30 protein-coding genes are annotated in these 16,084 nt (G+C 43.3%); all 30 read right to left on the minus strand.

Features of this window, described 5'->3' with window-relative positions; translation table 11 throughout:
* Positions 1-336: 336 nt before the first annotated feature.
* Positions 337-699 carry a 50S ribosomal protein L17 gene (rplQ, locus tag J7E37_RS18305; RefSeq protein WP_214784119.1) on the minus strand — a complete coding sequence of 121 codons (363 nt, stop codon included), beginning with the start codon at positions 697-699 and terminating at the stop codon, positions 337-339.
* Positions 700-778: 79 nt separating this feature from the next.
* Complete coding sequence (locus J7E37_RS18310) at positions 779-1,723, minus strand: DNA-directed RNA polymerase subunit alpha (RefSeq protein WP_215026119.1); 945 nt, start codon at positions 1,721-1,723, stop codon at positions 779-781.
* A 176-nt stretch (positions 1,724-1,899) separates the two neighbouring features.
* Positions 1,900-2,289, minus strand: coding sequence for a 30S ribosomal protein S11 (gene rpsK, locus J7E37_RS18315; protein WP_023626407.1), 390 nt, complete (start codon positions 2,287-2,289; stop codon positions 1,900-1,902).
* A 24-nt stretch (positions 2,290-2,313) separates the two neighbouring features.
* The gene (rpsM, locus tag J7E37_RS18320) at positions 2,314-2,679 is read right to left on the minus strand and encodes a 30S ribosomal protein S13 (protein WP_192472770.1); all 366 of its coding nucleotides are present in this window, start codon (positions 2,677-2,679) and stop codon (positions 2,314-2,316) included.
* Between the two features lie 23 nt (positions 2,680-2,702).
* Complete coding sequence (gene rpmJ, locus J7E37_RS18325) at positions 2,703-2,816, minus strand: 50S ribosomal protein L36 (protein WP_003156543.1); 114 nt, start codon at positions 2,814-2,816, stop codon at positions 2,703-2,705.
* A gap of 34 nt (positions 2,817-2,850) precedes the next feature.
* Entirely contained in the window at positions 2,851-3,069 is a 219-nt protein-coding gene (infA, locus tag J7E37_RS18330) for a translation initiation factor IF-1 (RefSeq protein WP_019157108.1), read from the minus strand.
* A 226-nt stretch (positions 3,070-3,295) separates the two neighbouring features.
* Entirely contained in the window at positions 3,296-4,042 is a 747-nt protein-coding gene (gene map, locus J7E37_RS18335) for a type I methionyl aminopeptidase (RefSeq protein WP_214784121.1), read from the minus strand.
* On the minus strand, positions 4,042-4,692 hold the full coding sequence (locus J7E37_RS18340; protein WP_167834104.1) for an adenylate kinase: 651 nt from the start codon (positions 4,690-4,692) through the stop codon (positions 4,042-4,044). Before J7E37_RS18340 ends, map begins: the two co-directional genes overlap by 1 nt.
* Positions 4,693-4,750: 58 nt before the next feature.
* Positions 4,751-6,046 (minus strand): preprotein translocase subunit SecY, encoded by a 1,296-nt coding sequence (secY, locus tag J7E37_RS18345; protein ID WP_214784123.1) that lies wholly within the window; start codon positions 6,044-6,046, stop codon positions 4,751-4,753.
* Positions 6,046-6,486 carry a 50S ribosomal protein L15 gene (gene rplO / locus J7E37_RS18350; RefSeq protein ID WP_041966516.1) on the minus strand — a complete coding sequence of 147 codons (441 nt, stop codon included), beginning with the start codon at positions 6,484-6,486 and terminating at the stop codon, positions 6,046-6,048. Before rplO ends, secY begins: the two co-directional genes overlap by 1 nt.
* 31 nt (positions 6,487-6,517) lie before the next feature.
* Complete coding sequence (rpmD, locus tag J7E37_RS18355; protein ID WP_023626413.1) at positions 6,518-6,700, minus strand: 50S ribosomal protein L30; 183 nt, start codon at positions 6,698-6,700, stop codon at positions 6,518-6,520.
* A gap of 13 nt (positions 6,701-6,713) precedes the next feature.
* Positions 6,714-7,214: a 30S ribosomal protein S5 gene (rpsE, locus tag J7E37_RS18360; RefSeq protein ID WP_214740727.1), complete on the minus strand. Its 501-nt coding sequence runs from the start codon at positions 7,212-7,214 to the stop codon at positions 6,714-6,716.
* 24 nt (positions 7,215-7,238) lie between these two features.
* A complete protein-coding gene (gene rplR / locus J7E37_RS18365; RefSeq protein ID WP_023626415.1) occupies positions 7,239-7,598 on the minus strand; it encodes a 50S ribosomal protein L18 in 360 nt (119 codons plus the stop codon).
* A gap of 32 nt (positions 7,599-7,630) precedes the next feature.
* Complete coding sequence (rplF, locus tag J7E37_RS18370; RefSeq protein ID WP_214784125.1) at positions 7,631-8,167, minus strand: 50S ribosomal protein L6; 537 nt, start codon at positions 8,165-8,167, stop codon at positions 7,631-7,633.
* A 32-nt stretch (positions 8,168-8,199) separates the two neighbouring features.
* Positions 8,200-8,598 carry a 30S ribosomal protein S8 gene (rpsH, locus tag J7E37_RS18375; RefSeq protein ID WP_214784127.1) on the minus strand — a complete coding sequence of 133 codons (399 nt, stop codon included), beginning with the start codon at positions 8,596-8,598 and terminating at the stop codon, positions 8,200-8,202.
* A gap of 30 nt (positions 8,599-8,628) precedes the next feature.
* The gene (gene rpsN / locus J7E37_RS18380; protein ID WP_009499044.1) at positions 8,629-8,814 is read right to left on the minus strand and encodes a 30S ribosomal protein S14; all 186 of its coding nucleotides are present in this window, start codon (positions 8,812-8,814) and stop codon (positions 8,629-8,631) included.
* A 25-nt stretch (positions 8,815-8,839) separates the two neighbouring features.
* Positions 8,840-9,379, minus strand: a complete 540-nt coding sequence (gene rplE / locus J7E37_RS18385) for a 50S ribosomal protein L5 (RefSeq protein WP_041966519.1) — start codon at positions 9,377-9,379, stop codon at positions 8,840-8,842.
* Between the two features lie 26 nt (positions 9,380-9,405).
* Complete coding sequence (gene rplX, locus J7E37_RS18390; protein WP_192472777.1) at positions 9,406-9,717, minus strand: 50S ribosomal protein L24; 312 nt, start codon at positions 9,715-9,717, stop codon at positions 9,406-9,408.
* Positions 9,718-9,751: 34 nt separating this feature from the next.
* Positions 9,752-10,120: a 50S ribosomal protein L14 gene (gene rplN, locus J7E37_RS18395; protein ID WP_023626420.1), complete on the minus strand. Its 369-nt coding sequence runs from the start codon at positions 10,118-10,120 to the stop codon at positions 9,752-9,754.
* Positions 10,121-10,160: 40 nt separating this feature from the next.
* The gene (rpsQ, locus tag J7E37_RS18400; RefSeq protein WP_214784130.1) at positions 10,161-10,424 is read right to left on the minus strand and encodes a 30S ribosomal protein S17; all 264 of its coding nucleotides are present in this window, start codon (positions 10,422-10,424) and stop codon (positions 10,161-10,163) included.
* A gap of 19 nt (positions 10,425-10,443) precedes the next feature.
* The gene (gene rpmC, locus J7E37_RS18405) at positions 10,444-10,644 is read right to left on the minus strand and encodes a 50S ribosomal protein L29 (protein ID WP_023626422.1); all 201 of its coding nucleotides are present in this window, start codon (positions 10,642-10,644) and stop codon (positions 10,444-10,446) included.
* Positions 10,634-11,068: a 50S ribosomal protein L16 gene (rplP, locus tag J7E37_RS18410; protein WP_023626423.1), complete on the minus strand. Its 435-nt coding sequence runs from the start codon at positions 11,066-11,068 to the stop codon at positions 10,634-10,636. The genes rpmC and rplP overlap by 11 nt, the downstream gene beginning before the upstream one ends.
* A gap of 1 nt (position 11,069) precedes the next feature.
* Positions 11,070-11,726, minus strand: a complete 657-nt coding sequence (gene rpsC / locus J7E37_RS18415) for a 30S ribosomal protein S3 (RefSeq protein WP_144481258.1) — start codon at positions 11,724-11,726, stop codon at positions 11,070-11,072.
* A 3-nt stretch (positions 11,727-11,729) separates the two neighbouring features.
* Positions 11,730-12,071 (minus strand): 50S ribosomal protein L22, encoded by a 342-nt coding sequence (gene rplV, locus J7E37_RS18420; protein WP_023626425.1) that lies wholly within the window; start codon positions 12,069-12,071, stop codon positions 11,730-11,732.
* A 19-nt stretch (positions 12,072-12,090) separates the two neighbouring features.
* Complete coding sequence (gene rpsS / locus J7E37_RS18425; RefSeq protein ID WP_023626426.1) at positions 12,091-12,369, minus strand: 30S ribosomal protein S19; 279 nt, start codon at positions 12,367-12,369, stop codon at positions 12,091-12,093.
* 57 nt (positions 12,370-12,426) lie between these two features.
* On the minus strand, positions 12,427-13,257 hold the full coding sequence (rplB, locus tag J7E37_RS18430; protein ID WP_214784134.1) for a 50S ribosomal protein L2: 831 nt from the start codon (positions 13,255-13,257) through the stop codon (positions 12,427-12,429).
* Positions 13,258-13,286: 29 nt separating this feature from the next.
* Positions 13,287-13,574 carry a 50S ribosomal protein L23 gene (gene rplW, locus J7E37_RS18435; protein ID WP_214784199.1) on the minus strand — a complete coding sequence of 96 codons (288 nt, stop codon included), beginning with the start codon at positions 13,572-13,574 and terminating at the stop codon, positions 13,287-13,289.
* Complete coding sequence (gene rplD, locus J7E37_RS18440) at positions 13,571-14,194, minus strand: 50S ribosomal protein L4 (protein WP_214784137.1); 624 nt, start codon at positions 14,192-14,194, stop codon at positions 13,571-13,573. Before rplD ends, rplW begins: the two co-directional genes overlap by 4 nt.
* 26 nt (positions 14,195-14,220) lie before the next feature.
* Positions 14,221-14,850 (minus strand): 50S ribosomal protein L3, encoded by a 630-nt coding sequence (gene rplC, locus J7E37_RS18445; RefSeq protein ID WP_023626430.1) that lies wholly within the window; start codon positions 14,848-14,850, stop codon positions 14,221-14,223.
* Positions 14,851-14,888: 38 nt separating this feature from the next.
* The gene (gene rpsJ, locus J7E37_RS18450; RefSeq protein ID WP_009791329.1) at positions 14,889-15,197 is read right to left on the minus strand and encodes a 30S ribosomal protein S10; all 309 of its coding nucleotides are present in this window, start codon (positions 15,195-15,197) and stop codon (positions 14,889-14,891) included.
* Between the last annotated feature and the right edge of the window lie 887 nt (positions 15,198-16,084).

Here is a 16,084-nt window from a genome sequence, read left to right on the forward strand (position 1 = left end):
AATTCTTTGTATATAAAAAAAGCCTGCACCTCTCCCCGGGCGGAAGCGATCCGCAGAGTGCAGGGTCCTAAAATGGACTGGGGAGAAGTACATGAGCTAGACGAGACAGGCAGAACAGCTCCGGTTATCGCTAACCGATTCAGGAGAGTCCTGAAGTAACCGGCCGATGGGGCCAGTGAACTCTTCTTTCCCAGTGGCCTGCGCATCATAACGCTCGTTTTTGGCTTGTGCTGCTTTTTTTAGTTTTCGTAAGGGATTTACCCTGTATAGCAAAAAAAGGGGATGAAACAAGTTTGTATAAACTGTCCATCGCCCTTGTTTGAGTGTTTAATGGTATTAAACTAACTCGATAATAACCATTGGCGCACCGTCACCGCGGCGTGGTCCAAGTTTCATAATACGAGTGTATCCACCTTGGCGCTCTGCGTAGCGTGGAGCGATGTCAGCAAATAGTTTTTGAACTGCATCCTGGTTTGTTTCAGCGTTTGCAACTTCATTACGAACCCAAGAAGCTGCTTGACGGCGAGCGTGAAGATCTCCGCGCTTTCCAAGAGTAATCATTTTTTCAACAACTGAACGAAGTTCTTTCGCACGTGTTTCAGTAGTTTCAATACGCTCATTGATAATCAAATCAGTTGTTAAGTCACGTAGCATTGCTTTACGCTGGGCACTTGTGCGTCCTAACTTTCTGTATCCCATGAGTGTTTCCCTCCTTTGTTGAAGTCATAAGCCGGCAGTTTTAGTACTGACAGCAAAATGCCTAGTTAATCTGCATTAACTAGTCATCTTTGCGTAAGCCTAAGCCTAGCTCTTCTAGTTTTGCTTTTACTTCTTCTAGTGATTTTCTGCCAAGGTTGCGGACCTTCATCATATCTTCCTCTGTCTTGTGAGCAAGCTCCTGGACAGTGTTGATACCGGCACGCTTTAAGCAGTTATATGAACGAACAGAAAGATCAAGTTCCTCAATCGTCATCTCAAGGACTTTTTCTTTTTGGTCTTCTTCTTTCTCTACCATGATCTCAGCGTTTTGAGCTTCGTCAGTCAAACCGACAAAAATATTCAAGTGCTCAGTCAGGATTTTTGAACCTAGTGCAATAGCTTCCTTAGGACCTGTGCTGCCATCTGTCCATACGTCAAATACCAGCTTGTCATAATTCGTCATTTGCCCTACGCGTGTGTTCTCTACTTGATAAGAAACGCGTGAAACCGGTGTATAGATTGAGTCGATAGGAATGACACCGATCGGCTGGTCTTCCCGCTTATTTTGAACAGCAGGATTGTACCCGCGGCCTCTTCTTGCAGTCAGGCGCATACGCAATGAACCTTTGCTTGAAAGTGTCGCGATATGAAGATCCGGATTAAGGATTTCAACATCACTATCATGCGTGATTGCAGCTGCAGTTACTGGACCCTCGCCCTGTAAATCGATTTCAAGTGTCTTCTCTTCATCAGAGTAGATCTTCAACGCTAATTTCTTAACGTTCAAAATGATTGATGTTACATCTTCTACGACGCCTTCAATTGTTGAGAACTCATGAAGTACTCCATCGATTTGAATCGATGTGACAGCTGCACCTGGGAGTGAGGATAATAGGATACGACGTAAGGAGTTACCCAAAGTTGTACCATATCCACGCTCAAGCGGTTCTACGACAAACTTGCCGTACTTGGCATCATCGCTGATCTCAACCGTTTCGATTTTTGGTTTTTCTATTTCGATCATCAAATATACCCTCCTTCAAAACGTCGAAACCCCGGCAGGCTCTTTACCTTACCGAAATTCCCCCATGTATACGTTCCCGTTTGTGCACAACAACTGGATTAATGATTTCTGTATACCTAGAAAATATTTGTATCATATCCCATTATAGACAGGACTACAAATTCTATACAGAAAAATTAAACACGGCGACGTTTTGGCGGGCGGCAGCCGTTATGTGGAACTGGAGTTACATCTTTGATTGCTGTAACTTCAAGACCTGCTGCTTGAAGAGCACGGATTGCTGCTTCACGGCCAGCACCTGGTCCCTTAACAGTAACCTCAAGAGTTTTCAAACCATGTTCCATAGAAGTTTTAGCCGCAGTTTCTGCTGCCATTTGTGCTGCGAATGGAGTGGATTTACGTGAACCCTTGAAACCAAGCGCACCTGCACTAGACCATGATAATGCATTACCATGTACGTCTGTAATTGTTACGATAGTATTGTTGAAAGTTGAACGAATATGCGCAACTCCACTTTCAATATTCTTTTTGACGCGGCGTTTGCGTGTATTAGTTTTACGAGCCATTTAAATGTTACCCTCCTTTACGGATTATTTTTTCTTGTTAGCTACAGTCTTACGTGGACCTTTACGAGTACGTGCGTTGTTCTTCGTGTTTTGACCGCGAACAGGCAAGCCACGACGATGACGCAAGCCACGATATGATCCAATTTCCATTAGACGCTTGATGTTTAGTGAAACTTCACGGCGAAGGTCACCTTCAACCTTTAGCTTGTCGATGATATCACGGATTTTGTTAAGTTCCTCTTCAGTAAGATCGCGAACGCGAGTGTCTTCAGAAACACCAGCCTCAGCTAGAACCTTCACAGCAGTTGATCTGCCGATTCCGAAAATGTATGTTAAAGCAATAACTACACGCTTTTCACGTGGAATATCTACACCAGCAATACGTGCCATCTAGATGCGCACCTCCTTTAAAATTATCCTTGTTTTTGTTTATGTTTAGGGTTTTCACAGATCACCATAACTTTGCCTTTTCTGCGAATAACTTTGCACTTTTCGCAGATTGGCTTAACAGATGGTCTCACTTTCATTACTCTAACCTCCTTGATAGTACGGAGTCACGGTTTATTTAAAGCGGTAAGTAATTCTTCCGCGAGTCAAATCATATGGAGAAAGCTCGACTGTTACTTTATCTCCAGGCAGGATCCGAATGAAGTGCATTCTGATTTTGCCGGAAACATGAGCCAAAACTGTATGACCATTCTCTAATTCTACCTTAAACATTGCATTAGGCAAAGTTTCCAATACTGTGCCTTCAATTTCAATTACATCATCTTTCGCCATAAACTGGTCTCCCTTCCTTATTCAAATCGTATTAAATCATATACTCCGCGTTGACGGAATGTAGCTTCCTATTTGTGACACGTTCTAAGCAGCAAGCAATTGAGAATATCATTGAGAAATACTCAACCTTATGATTATAACATAAAGCTGGCATCCCGTCCGCATAGAAATCACATTTCCGCCAATTTAAAGACTAAAAACAGAACCAGACGGCCAACCACGTTCATCAGGCTTTTGTTAAAATCTCAAAACCAGTTTCTGTGATCGCGATTGTATGCTCAAAGTGGGCACACATTTTACCGTCAACCGTTACAACAGTCCAATCATCGGCTAACGTATTCACATAGCGGCTTCCTGCATTCACCATCGGTTCTATGCATAGAACCATACCAGGCTTCAGCCTAGGTCCTCTGTTAGGAGGTCCGTAATGAGGAATTTGCGGGTCCTCATGCAATTCTTGCCCAATTCCATGGCCGACATACTCACGAACAATAGAAAAGCCTTCTGATTCCACATACGTTTGAATCGCATGGGAGATGTTCGAAAGACGTTCCCCTGGCTTGGCTTCTTTCAAGCCTATGAACAACGACTCTTCGGTCACGTCCAAAAGACGCTGGGCTTCCTCATCAATCTTTCCTACCGGGTAAGTCCAGGCAGAGTCCCCGTGGTATCCGTTGTACTTTGCTCCGATATCAATACTGATGATGTCGCCTTCATTCAGAACCCGTTCGCCAGGAATCCCGTGAACTAGTTCGTTATTAACTGATGCACAGATGCTGCCGCGAAAACCATTATAACCTTTAAAAGAAGGAGTTGCACCTTGTTTGCGGATGAAATCCTCGGCAATTGCATCTAGTTCTTTAGTTGTAATGCCAGGAGAAATATTCTTCTTCAACTCCTGGTGAGTCATCGCTACAATACGACCTGCTTCTCGCATAATCTCTATTTCACGAGGGGTTTTACAAACGATCATTAATTCAAGCCCCCGAGCAATTCTTCGATATCAGCGAATACGACATTAATGTCTTGCTGACCGTTGATATTGCGTAAGTAGCCTTTATCTTCATAGAAGTTCAACAGAGGCTTTGTCTGCTGGACATTTACATCCAGGCGGTTTTGAACAGTTTCGGCATTATCATCAGCGCGCTGGTACAGCTCGCCGCCACAACGGTCACAAACGCCTTCCTTTGCAGGAGGATTGAACACAAGGTGGTAGGTAGCGCCGCAGTTCTTACAAATCCTGCGTCCTGTCAAACGTTCCATCAGAATGCTTTGATCAACATCAATGTTGATGACATAATCGATTTTTTTGCCAAGATCAGCAAGCATAGTATCCAGTGCTTCAGCCTGGGCAACTGTGCGCGGGAATCCATCCAATAGGAATCCTTTTTCACAGTCAGCTTTGCTTAAGCGCTCACGGACAATCCCGATTGTGACTTCATCAGGTACTAGCTCTCCTTTGTCCATAAATGATTTTGCCTGTAATCCAAGTTCCGTTCCTTCTTTGATAGCTGCACGGAACATATCTCCTGTTGAGATATGAGGGATGTTGTATTTACCAACAATTTTATCGGCTTGCGTGCCCTTCCCGGCACCCGGAAGCCCCATCAGAACCAAATTCACAAGATTTCCCCCCTCAGTCTCTATTAAAGATTCAGGGAACCAAGCAGTCCCCTAAATCTTATTTTATAAAGCCTTTATAATGGCGTTTTACAAGCTGAGCTTCAAGCTGCTTCATCGTTTCAAGCGCAACGCCGACCACGATCAGCAAGCTTGTTCCGCCAATCTGTACCGATTGAGGCAGACCAGCAAATTGAATGAAAAATACTGGCAGCACAGAGATTACTGAAAGGAAGATCGCGCCGACGAAAGTCAGACGGTAAAGGACCCTAGTCAAGTATTCCTGTGTGTTTTTGCCCGGACGGATGCCTGGGACATATCCACCTTGCTTCTTCAGGTTCTCGGCCACTTGTTCAGGATTCACCTGGATGAACGCATAGAAATACGTGAACGCAATGATCAGTGCCACATAGACGATCATACCGATCGGCTGTGTATAATCAAACGTCTTCTGGATCCAAAGTGTCACATCATTCGTGCCGAAGAACTGAGCGATTGTCGGAGGTGTAACGATAAACGAAATCGCAAAGATAACCGGGATGACACCAGCAGCATTCACTTTCAAAGGAAGGTGAGTGTTCTGGCCGCCAACCGCGTTGTTGCCTGCGCTCATGCGTTTAGCGTATTGAATAGGTATTTTACGTGTTGCTTGCTGGATGAAAATAACACCCACAACGATTGCGATCACAGCCAATAGAATAAGCAGCATAGTCACAATGCGAAGGAACAGTGCGTCCCCTGCATCAGAGAATTGCTGTGCATAAATCTGGTTGGCCATTGTCGGAATGCCAGCAACGATACCAGCAAAGATAATGATTGAAATACCGTTTCCTACGCCTTTTGCCGTGATCTGTTCACCTAACCACATCAAAAATGCAGTTCCGGCTGTCAAGACCGTAGCAATCAGCAAGTAAGTCGTGATACCGGCATTCTGGATCAGTAATCCTCCTGCCATATTGTTAAAGCCATAAGACATACCTAGTGCCTGGATAAAACCCAGAACGATCGTGAAATAGCGGGTAAACTGAGCTAATTTACGGCGTCCGACTTCTCCTTGTTTGGACCATTCGGTAAACTTTGGCACAACATCCATCTGCAAGAGCTGGATGATAATTGAAGCAGTGATGTACGGCATGATTCCCATCGCGAAGATCGAGAAGTTCTGCAGCGCACCCCCACCGAAAGTATTCAGGACGCCGAAGACACTCATGTCATCCTGTGCTTTCAAAATATCTGCATTTACGCTCGGTACAGGAATAAATGTCCCGAGACGAAATACAATCAACATTAAAAGGGTGAAGAGAATTTTATTTCTAATTTCACCCACGCGCATAAAATTGGAGATTGTCTGGAACATTAAATCACCTCAGTTTGACCGCCGGCAGCTTTGATCGCTTCTTCGGCTGCAGAGGAGAACTTATGAGCTTTAACAGTTAGTTTCTTTTCAAGGCTTCCTTTAGCAAGTACTTTAATACCTGCTAGTTCTTTCCTGACAAGACCTGTCTCAATTAAAAGTTCTGGAGTCACTTCAGTTCCATCTTCGAATACGTTCAAAGCATCAAGGTTAACGACTGCGTACTCTTTGCGGTTGATGTTCGTGAAACCGCGTTTCGGCAAGCGTCGGAATAAAGGAGTTTGACCACCTTCAAAACCAGGGCGTACACCGCCGCCAGAACGAGCGTTTTGACCTTTATGACCTTTACCAGCAGTTTTACCTTGACCAGAACCGATACCACGTCCAAGACGTTTGCGTTCTTTACGGGAACCTTCTGCAGGCTTTAATTCATGAAGTTTCATGTTGGCACCTCCTTATTTTAAAAAGGATAAATTATTTTTCGTTTACAGTAACAAGGTGAGAAACTTTGTTGATCATGCCGCGGATTGCTGCATTATCTTGTTGCTCAACTGTTTGGTTCATTTTACGTAAGCCAAGAGCCTTAACTGTTTCGCGCTGATCTTGCGGACGGCCGATCAGGCTGCGAGTGAGGGTAATTTCTAATTTGTTAGCCATTTGATTTCCCTCCTTATCCTAACAGTTCTTCCACAGATTTACCGCGAAGTTTTGCTACGTCTTCTGCACGCTTAAGTTGAGAAAGACCTTCAAGAGTTGCACGAACCATGTTGATTGGAGTGTTAGTTCCAAGTGACTTAGACAGGATGTCAGCAACACCTGCTAATTCTAGTACCGCACGAACTGGTCCGCCAGCGATAACTCCTGTACCTTCAGAAGCAGGCTTCAGAAGGATTTCACCAGCACCAAAGTGTCCGATAACCTGGTGTGGAATTGTAGTACCAACCATAGGTACTTGAATTAGGTTCTTCTTCGCATCTTCGATAGCTTTGCGAATCGCTTCAGGTACTTCTTGTGCTTTACCACTACCCATGCCGACATGACCGTTTTTATCTCCTACTACTACTAGAGCAGAAAAACGGAAACGGCGTCCACCTTTAACAACTTTAGCAACACGGTTAATCGTAACTACGCGTTCTTCAAGTTCAAGTTTGTTTGGATCAATACGACGCATCTTTGTATGTCCCTCCTTTTTTTATTAAAATTCTAAGCCGTTTTCGCGGGCAGCATCAGCAAGTGCCTGGATGCGGCCATGATAAAGGTATCCGCCACGGTCAAATACTACTGACTTATAACCTTTTTCCACAGCACGCTTAGCGATCAATTCACCGATTTGCTTTGCTGCTTCCAGGTTGTTGCCTTCAACATTAACTTCTTTATCTAAAGTAGAAGCACTCGCTAGAGTTACTCCCTTTACATCGTCGATTAGTTGAGCATAAATGTGCTTGTTAGAACGAAACACATTTAGACGAGGACGAGCTTCAGTTCCGCTAAGCTTCGCACGGACACGACCGTGTCTTTTACGGCGAGTAGCGTTTTTATCAGCCTTCGTAATCATTTACGTCACTCCTTTCGTTAACCTATGCGGCATTACTTACCTGTTTTACCTTCTTTGCGGCGTACATATTCGCCTTCATAACGAATACCTTTGCCTTTGTAAGGCTCTGGTGGACGTACGTCACGGATGTTAGCAGCCAATGCGCCAACACGCTCTTTGTCAGTTCCCTTTACAATCACCTTAGTGTTTGAAGGAACTTCGATTTCAAGGCCTTTTTCTGCCTCGATTTCTACAGGATGAGAGTATCCTACGTTAAGTACAAGCTTGTTACCTTGCTTAGATGCACGGTAACCGACACCTACTAACTCAAGGCCTCTTTCGAATCCTTTAGATACACCCTCAACCATGTTAGAAAGAACCGCGCGAGTCGTTCCGTGCAATGCACGATGTTCTTTGTTATCAGTTGGGCGAGAAATGTTAATTACGTTCTCTTCGATCTTGATTTCGATGTCAGAGTGAAAAGTACGAGACAATTCACCTTTTGGTCCTTTTACTGTTACGTGATCGTTATCAAGAGTAACAGTAACACCAGCCGGAATTTCAATTGGTTTTTTACCTACGCGTGACATTTGTTGCACCTCCATTCATTCAGAAAAATCTATTACCAAACGTATGCTAAAACTTCTCCGCCCACTTGCTTAGCGCGAGCTTCTTTGTCAGTTATAACGCCGTTTGAAGTTGAAACAAGAGCAATACCCAAACCATTAAGTACGCGAGGTACTTCAGTTGATTTTGCATAAACGCGAAGTCCTGGCTTGCTGATTCTCTTAAGACCAGTGATAACACGCTCATTGTTTGAACCGTACTTCAAGAAGATACGGATGATACCTTGCTTATTGTCTTCGATATATTCAACGTCACGCACGAAACCTTCACGCTTAAGGATCTCAGCGATTTCTTTTTTAATGTTAGAAGCAGGTACTTCTAGTTTTTCGTGACGAACCATATTCGCGTTACGAATACGAGTTAGCAAATCTGCAATCGGATCTGTCATGACCATTTAATTTACCTCCTTCCAGAGCTTTCAGTTTTACCAGCTAGCTTTTTTCACACCAGGAATTTGTCCTTTGTATGCTAATTCACGGAAACAAATACGGCAAAGCTTAAATTTGCGGTATACAGAGTGCGGACGGCCGCAGCGCTCACAGCGAGTATACTCTTGTACCTTGTATTTAGGCGTGCGTTTTTGTTTCGCAATCATTGATTTCTTAGCCACGTTTTCGCCTCCCTCTTATTAGAGATTACTTTTGAAATGGCATTCCGAATTGTGTTAATAGTTCACGAGCTTCTTCATCAGTGTTAGCAGTCGTTACAATAACAATGTCCATGCCACGTACTTTATTTACCTTATCGTAATCAATTTCAGGGAAGATTAACTGTTCTTTAACCCCAAGTGTGTAGTTACCGCGTCCGTCGAAAGACTTCTTGGAGATACCGCGGAAGTCACGTACACGAGGTAAAGATACTGAAATTAACTTGTCGATGAATTCGTACATGCGCTCACCGCGAAGAGTTACTTTCGCACCGATTGGCATACCTTCACGAAGGCGGAAGCCAGCGATTGATTTCTTAGCACGAGTCACAACTGGCTTTTGACCAGTGATCGTTGCTAATTCCTCAACTGCAACATCAAGAGCTTTAGCGTTGGCAACAGCGTCACCTACACCCATGTTGATTACGATCTTTTCAAGTTTAGGAACTTCCATGATTGACTTATAGTTAAACTTGCTCATAAGAGCAGGAGTAATTTCATTGTTGAACTTTTCTTTTAGGCGGTTCATCGATTGTACCTCCCTTCTTCAATAGACTATTTATCTAGAACTTCACCGGATTTTTTAGCAACGCGTACCTTCTTGCCGTTCTCGACAGTGTAACCAACTCGGGTTGGCTTGCCAGACTTCGGATCTACAGGCATTACGTTTGATACATGGATAGGTGCTTCCTGGTTCAAGATTCCACCTTGTGGATTTACTTGAGAAGGCTTAGCGTGTTTTTTCACGATGTTGATTCCTTCAACAAGAACACGGCTTTGCTTTGGATAAGCTTCAAGGATGATCCCTGTTTTGCCTTTGTCCTTACCAGAGATGACCATTACTTTGTCACCTTTTTTTACATGCATCTGTGTGCACCTCCTTAAAGGCATTTGAAATAGATTATAGTACTTCTGGAGCTAATGAAACGATCTTCATGAAGTTGTTGTCACGAAGCTCACGTGCAACTGGTCCGAAGATACGAGTACCACGAGGACTCTTATCGTCACGGATGATTACACAAGCATTCTCGTCAAATTTGATGTATGAACCGTCAGTACGGCGCATACCAGTTTTTGTACGAACGATAACTGCTCTGACAACGTCACCTTTTTTAACAACGCCACCTGGTGTTGCCTGTTTCACTGTGCAAACGATAACGTCTCCGATATTAGCAGTCTTACGGCCGGAACCGCCAAGAACCTTAATAGTAAGAACCTCACGAGCACCTGAATTGTCAGCAACTTTTAAACGTGTTTCCTGTTGGATCATGCGAGTAACCTCCCTTCGGAATAAACCTTAATCCGAACAATTAGATAATAACAGCTTTTTCCACCACTTCTACAAGGCGGAAGCGTTTTGTGGCAGATAGCGGACGAGTTTCCATGATACGTACTACGTCGCCGATTTTTGCCTCGTTTTGCTCATCATGAGCTTTTAATTTCTTAGAGTATTTTACACGCTTGCCGTATAAAGGATGCTTTTTGTATGTTTCAACAAGAACAGTAACAGTTTTGTCCATCTTGTCAGATACCACGCGTCCAGTATAAACTTTGCGTTGGTTGCGTTCACTCATTGTGAGAACCTCCTCTCAATTATCTGTTAACGCCGATCTCTCGTTCACGAATTACAGTTTTCATGCGAGCAATCGCTTTGCGTACTTCACGAATGCGAGCTGTGTTTTCAAGTTGTCCAGTCGCTAATTGAAAGCGCAGGTTGAATAGCTCTTCTTTTAAAGATTTAACTTTTTGTTCAATTTCAGCAGTGGTAAGGTCACGAATGTCATTAGCTTTCATTAGATTCACCACCAATTTCTTCTCGTTTAACAAACTTGCACTTTACAGGAAGCTTGTGTGCAGCAAGACGTAATGCTTCGCGTGCGATTTCTTCAGAAACGCCAGCAACTTCGAACATTACTTTGCCTGGTTTAACAACTGCTACCCAACCCTCAGGAGCACCTTTACCAGAACCCATTCGGACTTCTAGAGGCTTTGCAGTATATGGCTTGTGAGGGAAAATCTTGATCCAGACTTTACCGCCACGTTTCATGTAACGAGTCATCGCAATACGGGCAGATTCGATTTGACGGTTTGTGATCCATGAAGCTTCAAGAGCTTGCAAACCGAATTCACCGAAGTTTACTTCAGTACCGCCTTTAGCTTGACCGCGCATCTTGCCACGGTGTTGACGGCGATATTTAACGCGTTTAGGCAATAACATATTATTTGCCTCCTTCCTCAGTTTTCTTCTTCGTAGGAAGGACCTCTCCACGATAAATCCATACTTTAACGCCTAGCTTACCGTAAGTTGTATCTGCTTCAGCAGTAGCATAATCGATATCGGCACGAAGAGTATGAAGTGGAACTGTTCCTTCGCTGTAATGTTCTGAACGAGCGATGTCTGCACCGCCAAGACGGCCGGATACCATTGTCTTGATACCTTTAGCGCCAGCACGCATTGCACGTTGGATAACTTGCTTCTGTGCGCGACGGAAAGATACACGGTTTTCTAATTGGCGTGCAATATTTTCAGCAACCAATTTCGCATCGATATCAGCTTTTTTGATTTCAAGAATGTTTATATGAACACGTTTGCCTGTAAGTTCATTTAGCGCTTTACGAAGTGCTTCAACTTCTGTACCGCCCTTACCGATCACCATTCCTGGCTTCGCTGTGTGGACAGTTACATTCAAGCGGTTTGCAGCACGCTCGATTTCTACTTTAGAAAGAGATGCATCGCGTAAACGCTTAGTGATGTACTCACGAACCTTAAGGTCTTCGTGTAAAAGATCAGCATAGTCTTTGCCTGCGTACCATTTTGATTCCCAATCACGGATGATTCCGACACGCAAACCGACTGGATTTACTTTTTGACCCACTGATTATCCCTCCTTCTTTTCTGATAAAACGATTGTAATGTGGCTAGTACGTTTGTTAATAGCACTTGCACGGCCCATAGCACGTGGACGGAAACGTTTCAACGTTGGTCCTTCGTTAGCGTAAGCTTCCGATACGACAAGGTTATTAACATCCATCTCATAGTTGTGCTCTGCGTTTGCTAATGCAGATTTCAACACTTTATCTACGATTGGAGAAGCTGCCTTAGGGGTAAGGTTTAAGATAGCTACCGCTTCACCAACTTGCTTTCCTCGAATTAAATCTAGAACTAGTCGAGCTTTACGAGGAGCAATACGAACTGTTCTTGCAACAGCTTTAGCTTGCATTTGGATGCCCTCCTCTCAATTAACGTCTTGTTTTCTTATCGTCATTACCATGTCCTTTGTAAGTACGAGTTGGAGCGAATTCTCCAAGCTTGTGGCCTACCATGTCTTCAGTGACATAAACAGGTACATGTTTGCGACCATCGTAGACAGCAATCGTGTGTCCGATGAATTGTGGGAAGATCGTTGAACGGCGAGACCAAGTTTTAACAACTTTCTTCGCTTCAGTTTCATTTAACTTTTCGATCTTTGTGATTAAGTGCTCATCAACAAAAGGTCCTTTTTTTAAGCTGCGACCCATGATTGAACCTCCCTTCGTGATTGCCCTACGGTTCCCGTGAACCGTAGATCAATCCCGTTATTTTTTACGACGACGTACAATAAACTTGTCGGATTTGTTCTTCTTCTTACGAGTCTTGTAACCAAGAGTAGGCTTGCCCCATGGTGACATTGGTGATTTACGTCCGATTGGAGAACGTCCTTCACCACCACCGTGTGGGTGATCGTTAGGGTTCATTACAGATCCACGAACTGTTGGGCGCTTGCCTAACCAGCGTGAACGACCTGCTTTACCGATGTTGATCAATTCGTGCTGTTCATTGCCGACTTGACCTACAGTTGCACGGCACTCAGAAAGGATCATACGTACTTCGCCTGAGTTCAAACGAATCAATACATATTTACCTTCTTTACCAAGAACCTGTGCAGAAGTTCCAGCAGAACGAACTAATTGACCGCCTTTGCCAGGCTTCAATTCGATGTTGTGTACTACTGTACCAACTGGGATGTTAGCTAGTGGAAGAGCGTTACCTACTTTAATGTCAGCTGTTGGGCCAGACATAACTTCCATACCTACTACTAGGTTTTTAGGAGCTAGGATATATTTCTTTTCACCATCTACATAATTAATTAACGCAATGTTTGCTGAACGGTTTGGATCATACTCAATTGTGGCAACGCGTCCTGGAATGCCATCTTTTGTACGTTTAAAATCGATGATTCTGTACTGACGCTTATGGCCGCCACCTTGATGACGAACAGTTAACTTACCCTGGTTGTTACGACCGCCTTTTCTGTGCAACGGAGCAAGCAAGGATTTTTCCGGCTTGTCAGTTGTAATTTCAGCAAAATCAGATGCTGTCATATTACGACGACCGTTGGAGGTAGGTTTGTACTTTTTAATCGCCATTTCGTTTCCCTCCTCTTCTTATTGGATTATTATACTTCGAAGAATTCGATTTCTTTGCTGTCTTGAGTAAGCTTAACGATTGCTTTACGACGCTTGTTTGTGTAACCGCCGAACTTGCCCATACGCTTGAACTTACCTTTGTAGTTCATGATGTTAACTTTTTCAACGTCAACGCCGAAAATAGCTTCAATCGCATCTTTAACTTGAGTCTTGTTAGCTCTAGTATCAACTTCGAAAGTGTATTTCTTCTCAGCCATTAGGTCAGAAGAACGTTCTGTAATAACGGGGCGCTTAATGATATCGCGTGCATCCATTATGCAAGCACCTCCTCTACTTTTTCAACAGCTGCTTTTGTCATGATCAGCTTATCATGATTTAGAACATCCAATACGTTAATTCCATCAGCAGTAACAACAGTTACTCCAGGAATATTACGTGCTGAAAGTGCTACGTTCTCTTCAAGACCTGCTGTTACGATCAAGGCTTTCGTGTTAACAGAAAGGCCGCTAAGTACGTTTTTGAATTCCTTTGTCTTTGGAGCTTCGAAAGCAAGACTTTCAAGAACAAAGATGTTTTCAGATTGTACTTTTGATGATAGAGCAGATTTGATTGCTAAACGACGAACTTTCTTAGGCAGTTTATAGCTGTAGCTGCGTGGAACAGGACCGAATACAGTACCGCCACCGCGCCATTGTGGAGAACGGATAGATCCTTGACGCGCACGTCCAGTTCCTTTTTGTTTCCACGGCTTACGTCCACCGCCCGCTACTTCAGAACGAATTTTAGTTTTATGAGTTCCCTGACGTAATGAAGCTCTCTGCATAACTACTGCTTCGAACATTACGTGGTTGTTAGGCTCAATACCAAATACTGAATCATTAAGTTCGATTTCTCCAACTTGTGAACCAGCTTGGCTGAATAATGCTACTTTAGGCATTCTAATTTCCTCCTTTCCTGTAAAAATTACTTAGCTTTTACAGCACCTTTGATTTTTAGAAGGGCTTTTCTAGCACCAGGAACGTTTCCTTTGATTAGAAGAAGGTTACGCTCTGCGTCAACTTTAACGATTTGCAGGTTTTGAACAGTGATCTGCTCTCCACCCATGCGTCCAGGTAGTAATTTACCCTTGAATACGCGGTTTGGAGCAACAGGACCCATTGAACCAGGGCGGCGGTGGTAACGAGAACCGTGAGCCATTGGTCCGCGAGATTGTCCGTGGCGCTTAATAACACCCTGGAAACCTTTACCCTTTGAGATTCCTGTAACATCTACGATATCGCCTTCTGCGAAAATATCAACTTTGACTTCCTGACCAACTTCATATCCTGCTACATCGACTCCGTTTAATTCTTTCACGAAGCGCTTAGGAGCAGTGTTTGCTTTTGAAACGTGGCCTTTTTCAGGTTTGTTTGAAAGCTTTTCGCGCTTGTCTTCAAAGCCAAGCTGGATTGCTTCGTAGCCATCTGTCTCAGCAGATTTCACTTGAAGCACTACGTTTGGAGAAGCTTCTACCACAGTTACCGGGATAAGGTCGCCATTTTCAGCAAATACTTGAGTCATACCGATCTTTCTTCCTAAGATTCCTTTGGTCATTTCAGTCACACCTCCTGTGAATTATAATGATTTATTGATTAAAGTTTGATTTCAATATCTACACCTGATGGCAGGTCTAAACGCATTAGTGAGTCGACCGTTTGCGGAGTCGGATTGATGATGTCAATCAGACGCTTATGCGTACGCATTTCGAACTGCTCACGTGAATCCTTGTACTTATGCACCGCACGAAGAATTGTGTAAATTGACTTTTCTGTAGGTAGTGGGATTGGACCAGACACCGCCGCACCAGAACGTTTTGCAGTTTCAACAATTTTCTCTGCAGATTGATCAAGAATCCTGTGATCATAAGCTTTCAAACGGATACGAATTTTTTGTTTTGCCATTACTTTCCCTCCTTTTCGCCTATTTTAAAATAGACATTCTCCGCGAAAATTTCCCACACACTCGCCATGGCAAAGCGGCCGGGTGTGTCAGCAACCTTTCGCATCATCGCAGTCAAAGACCAACATTGTCTATTATACATAAAACATAACTCAAACGCAACATTAATTCCGCAATTTCATTATGTTTAACACACTTTTACTATTATAGCGGGCGCAATCGTATTTTACAAGTGGGGAAAGAGATTTCTAACTATTTGGACGCGGAGAAAATTATTCCTTTATTCGAGGTTTATGATTTTGGAGAACTTCATGAAGCGACTTGGGTTGGATATATATTATAGAAGGAACTAATTTGAGTTTTGGTTTTGGTTTTAATAATGTTGTGCGGGTAGTTAGGTGACCAGCTTGCTCATTACCTCAAATGATTTCTGGCTGGTTATTAAACTGTAGAGGAATTGTCAAAGGTGCCATAGTTATAGGACGATAAATCTTTTTGTTTCTCTTTTATCTGTCCAATATTGCTGTTTATGTGACGATAATCCCACTTGATTCTTTTTTATCCGCACATTATCGGCTTTAAAGTGACGATAAACCTGCTTGATTCTTTTTTACCCGCACATTATCGGCTTTAATGTGACGATAATCCCTCTTGATTCTTTTTTATCCGCACATTATCAGCTTTAATGTGACGATAATCCCTCTTGATTCTTTTTTATCCGCACATTATCGGCTTTAATGTGACGATAAACCTGCTTGATTCTTTTTTATCCGCACATTATCAGCTTTAATTTGACGATAAACTCTCCTGATTCTTTTTTATCCGCACATTTTTACAGTTGATTAGGACCATGATCTATATGTTGCAATATTAACAGTACAATGTCTGT

This window comes from Bacillus sp. ISL-39, from assembly GCF_018613295.1.
Taxonomy (GTDB): Bacteria; Bacillota; Bacilli; order Bacillales; family Cytobacillaceae; genus Mesobacillus.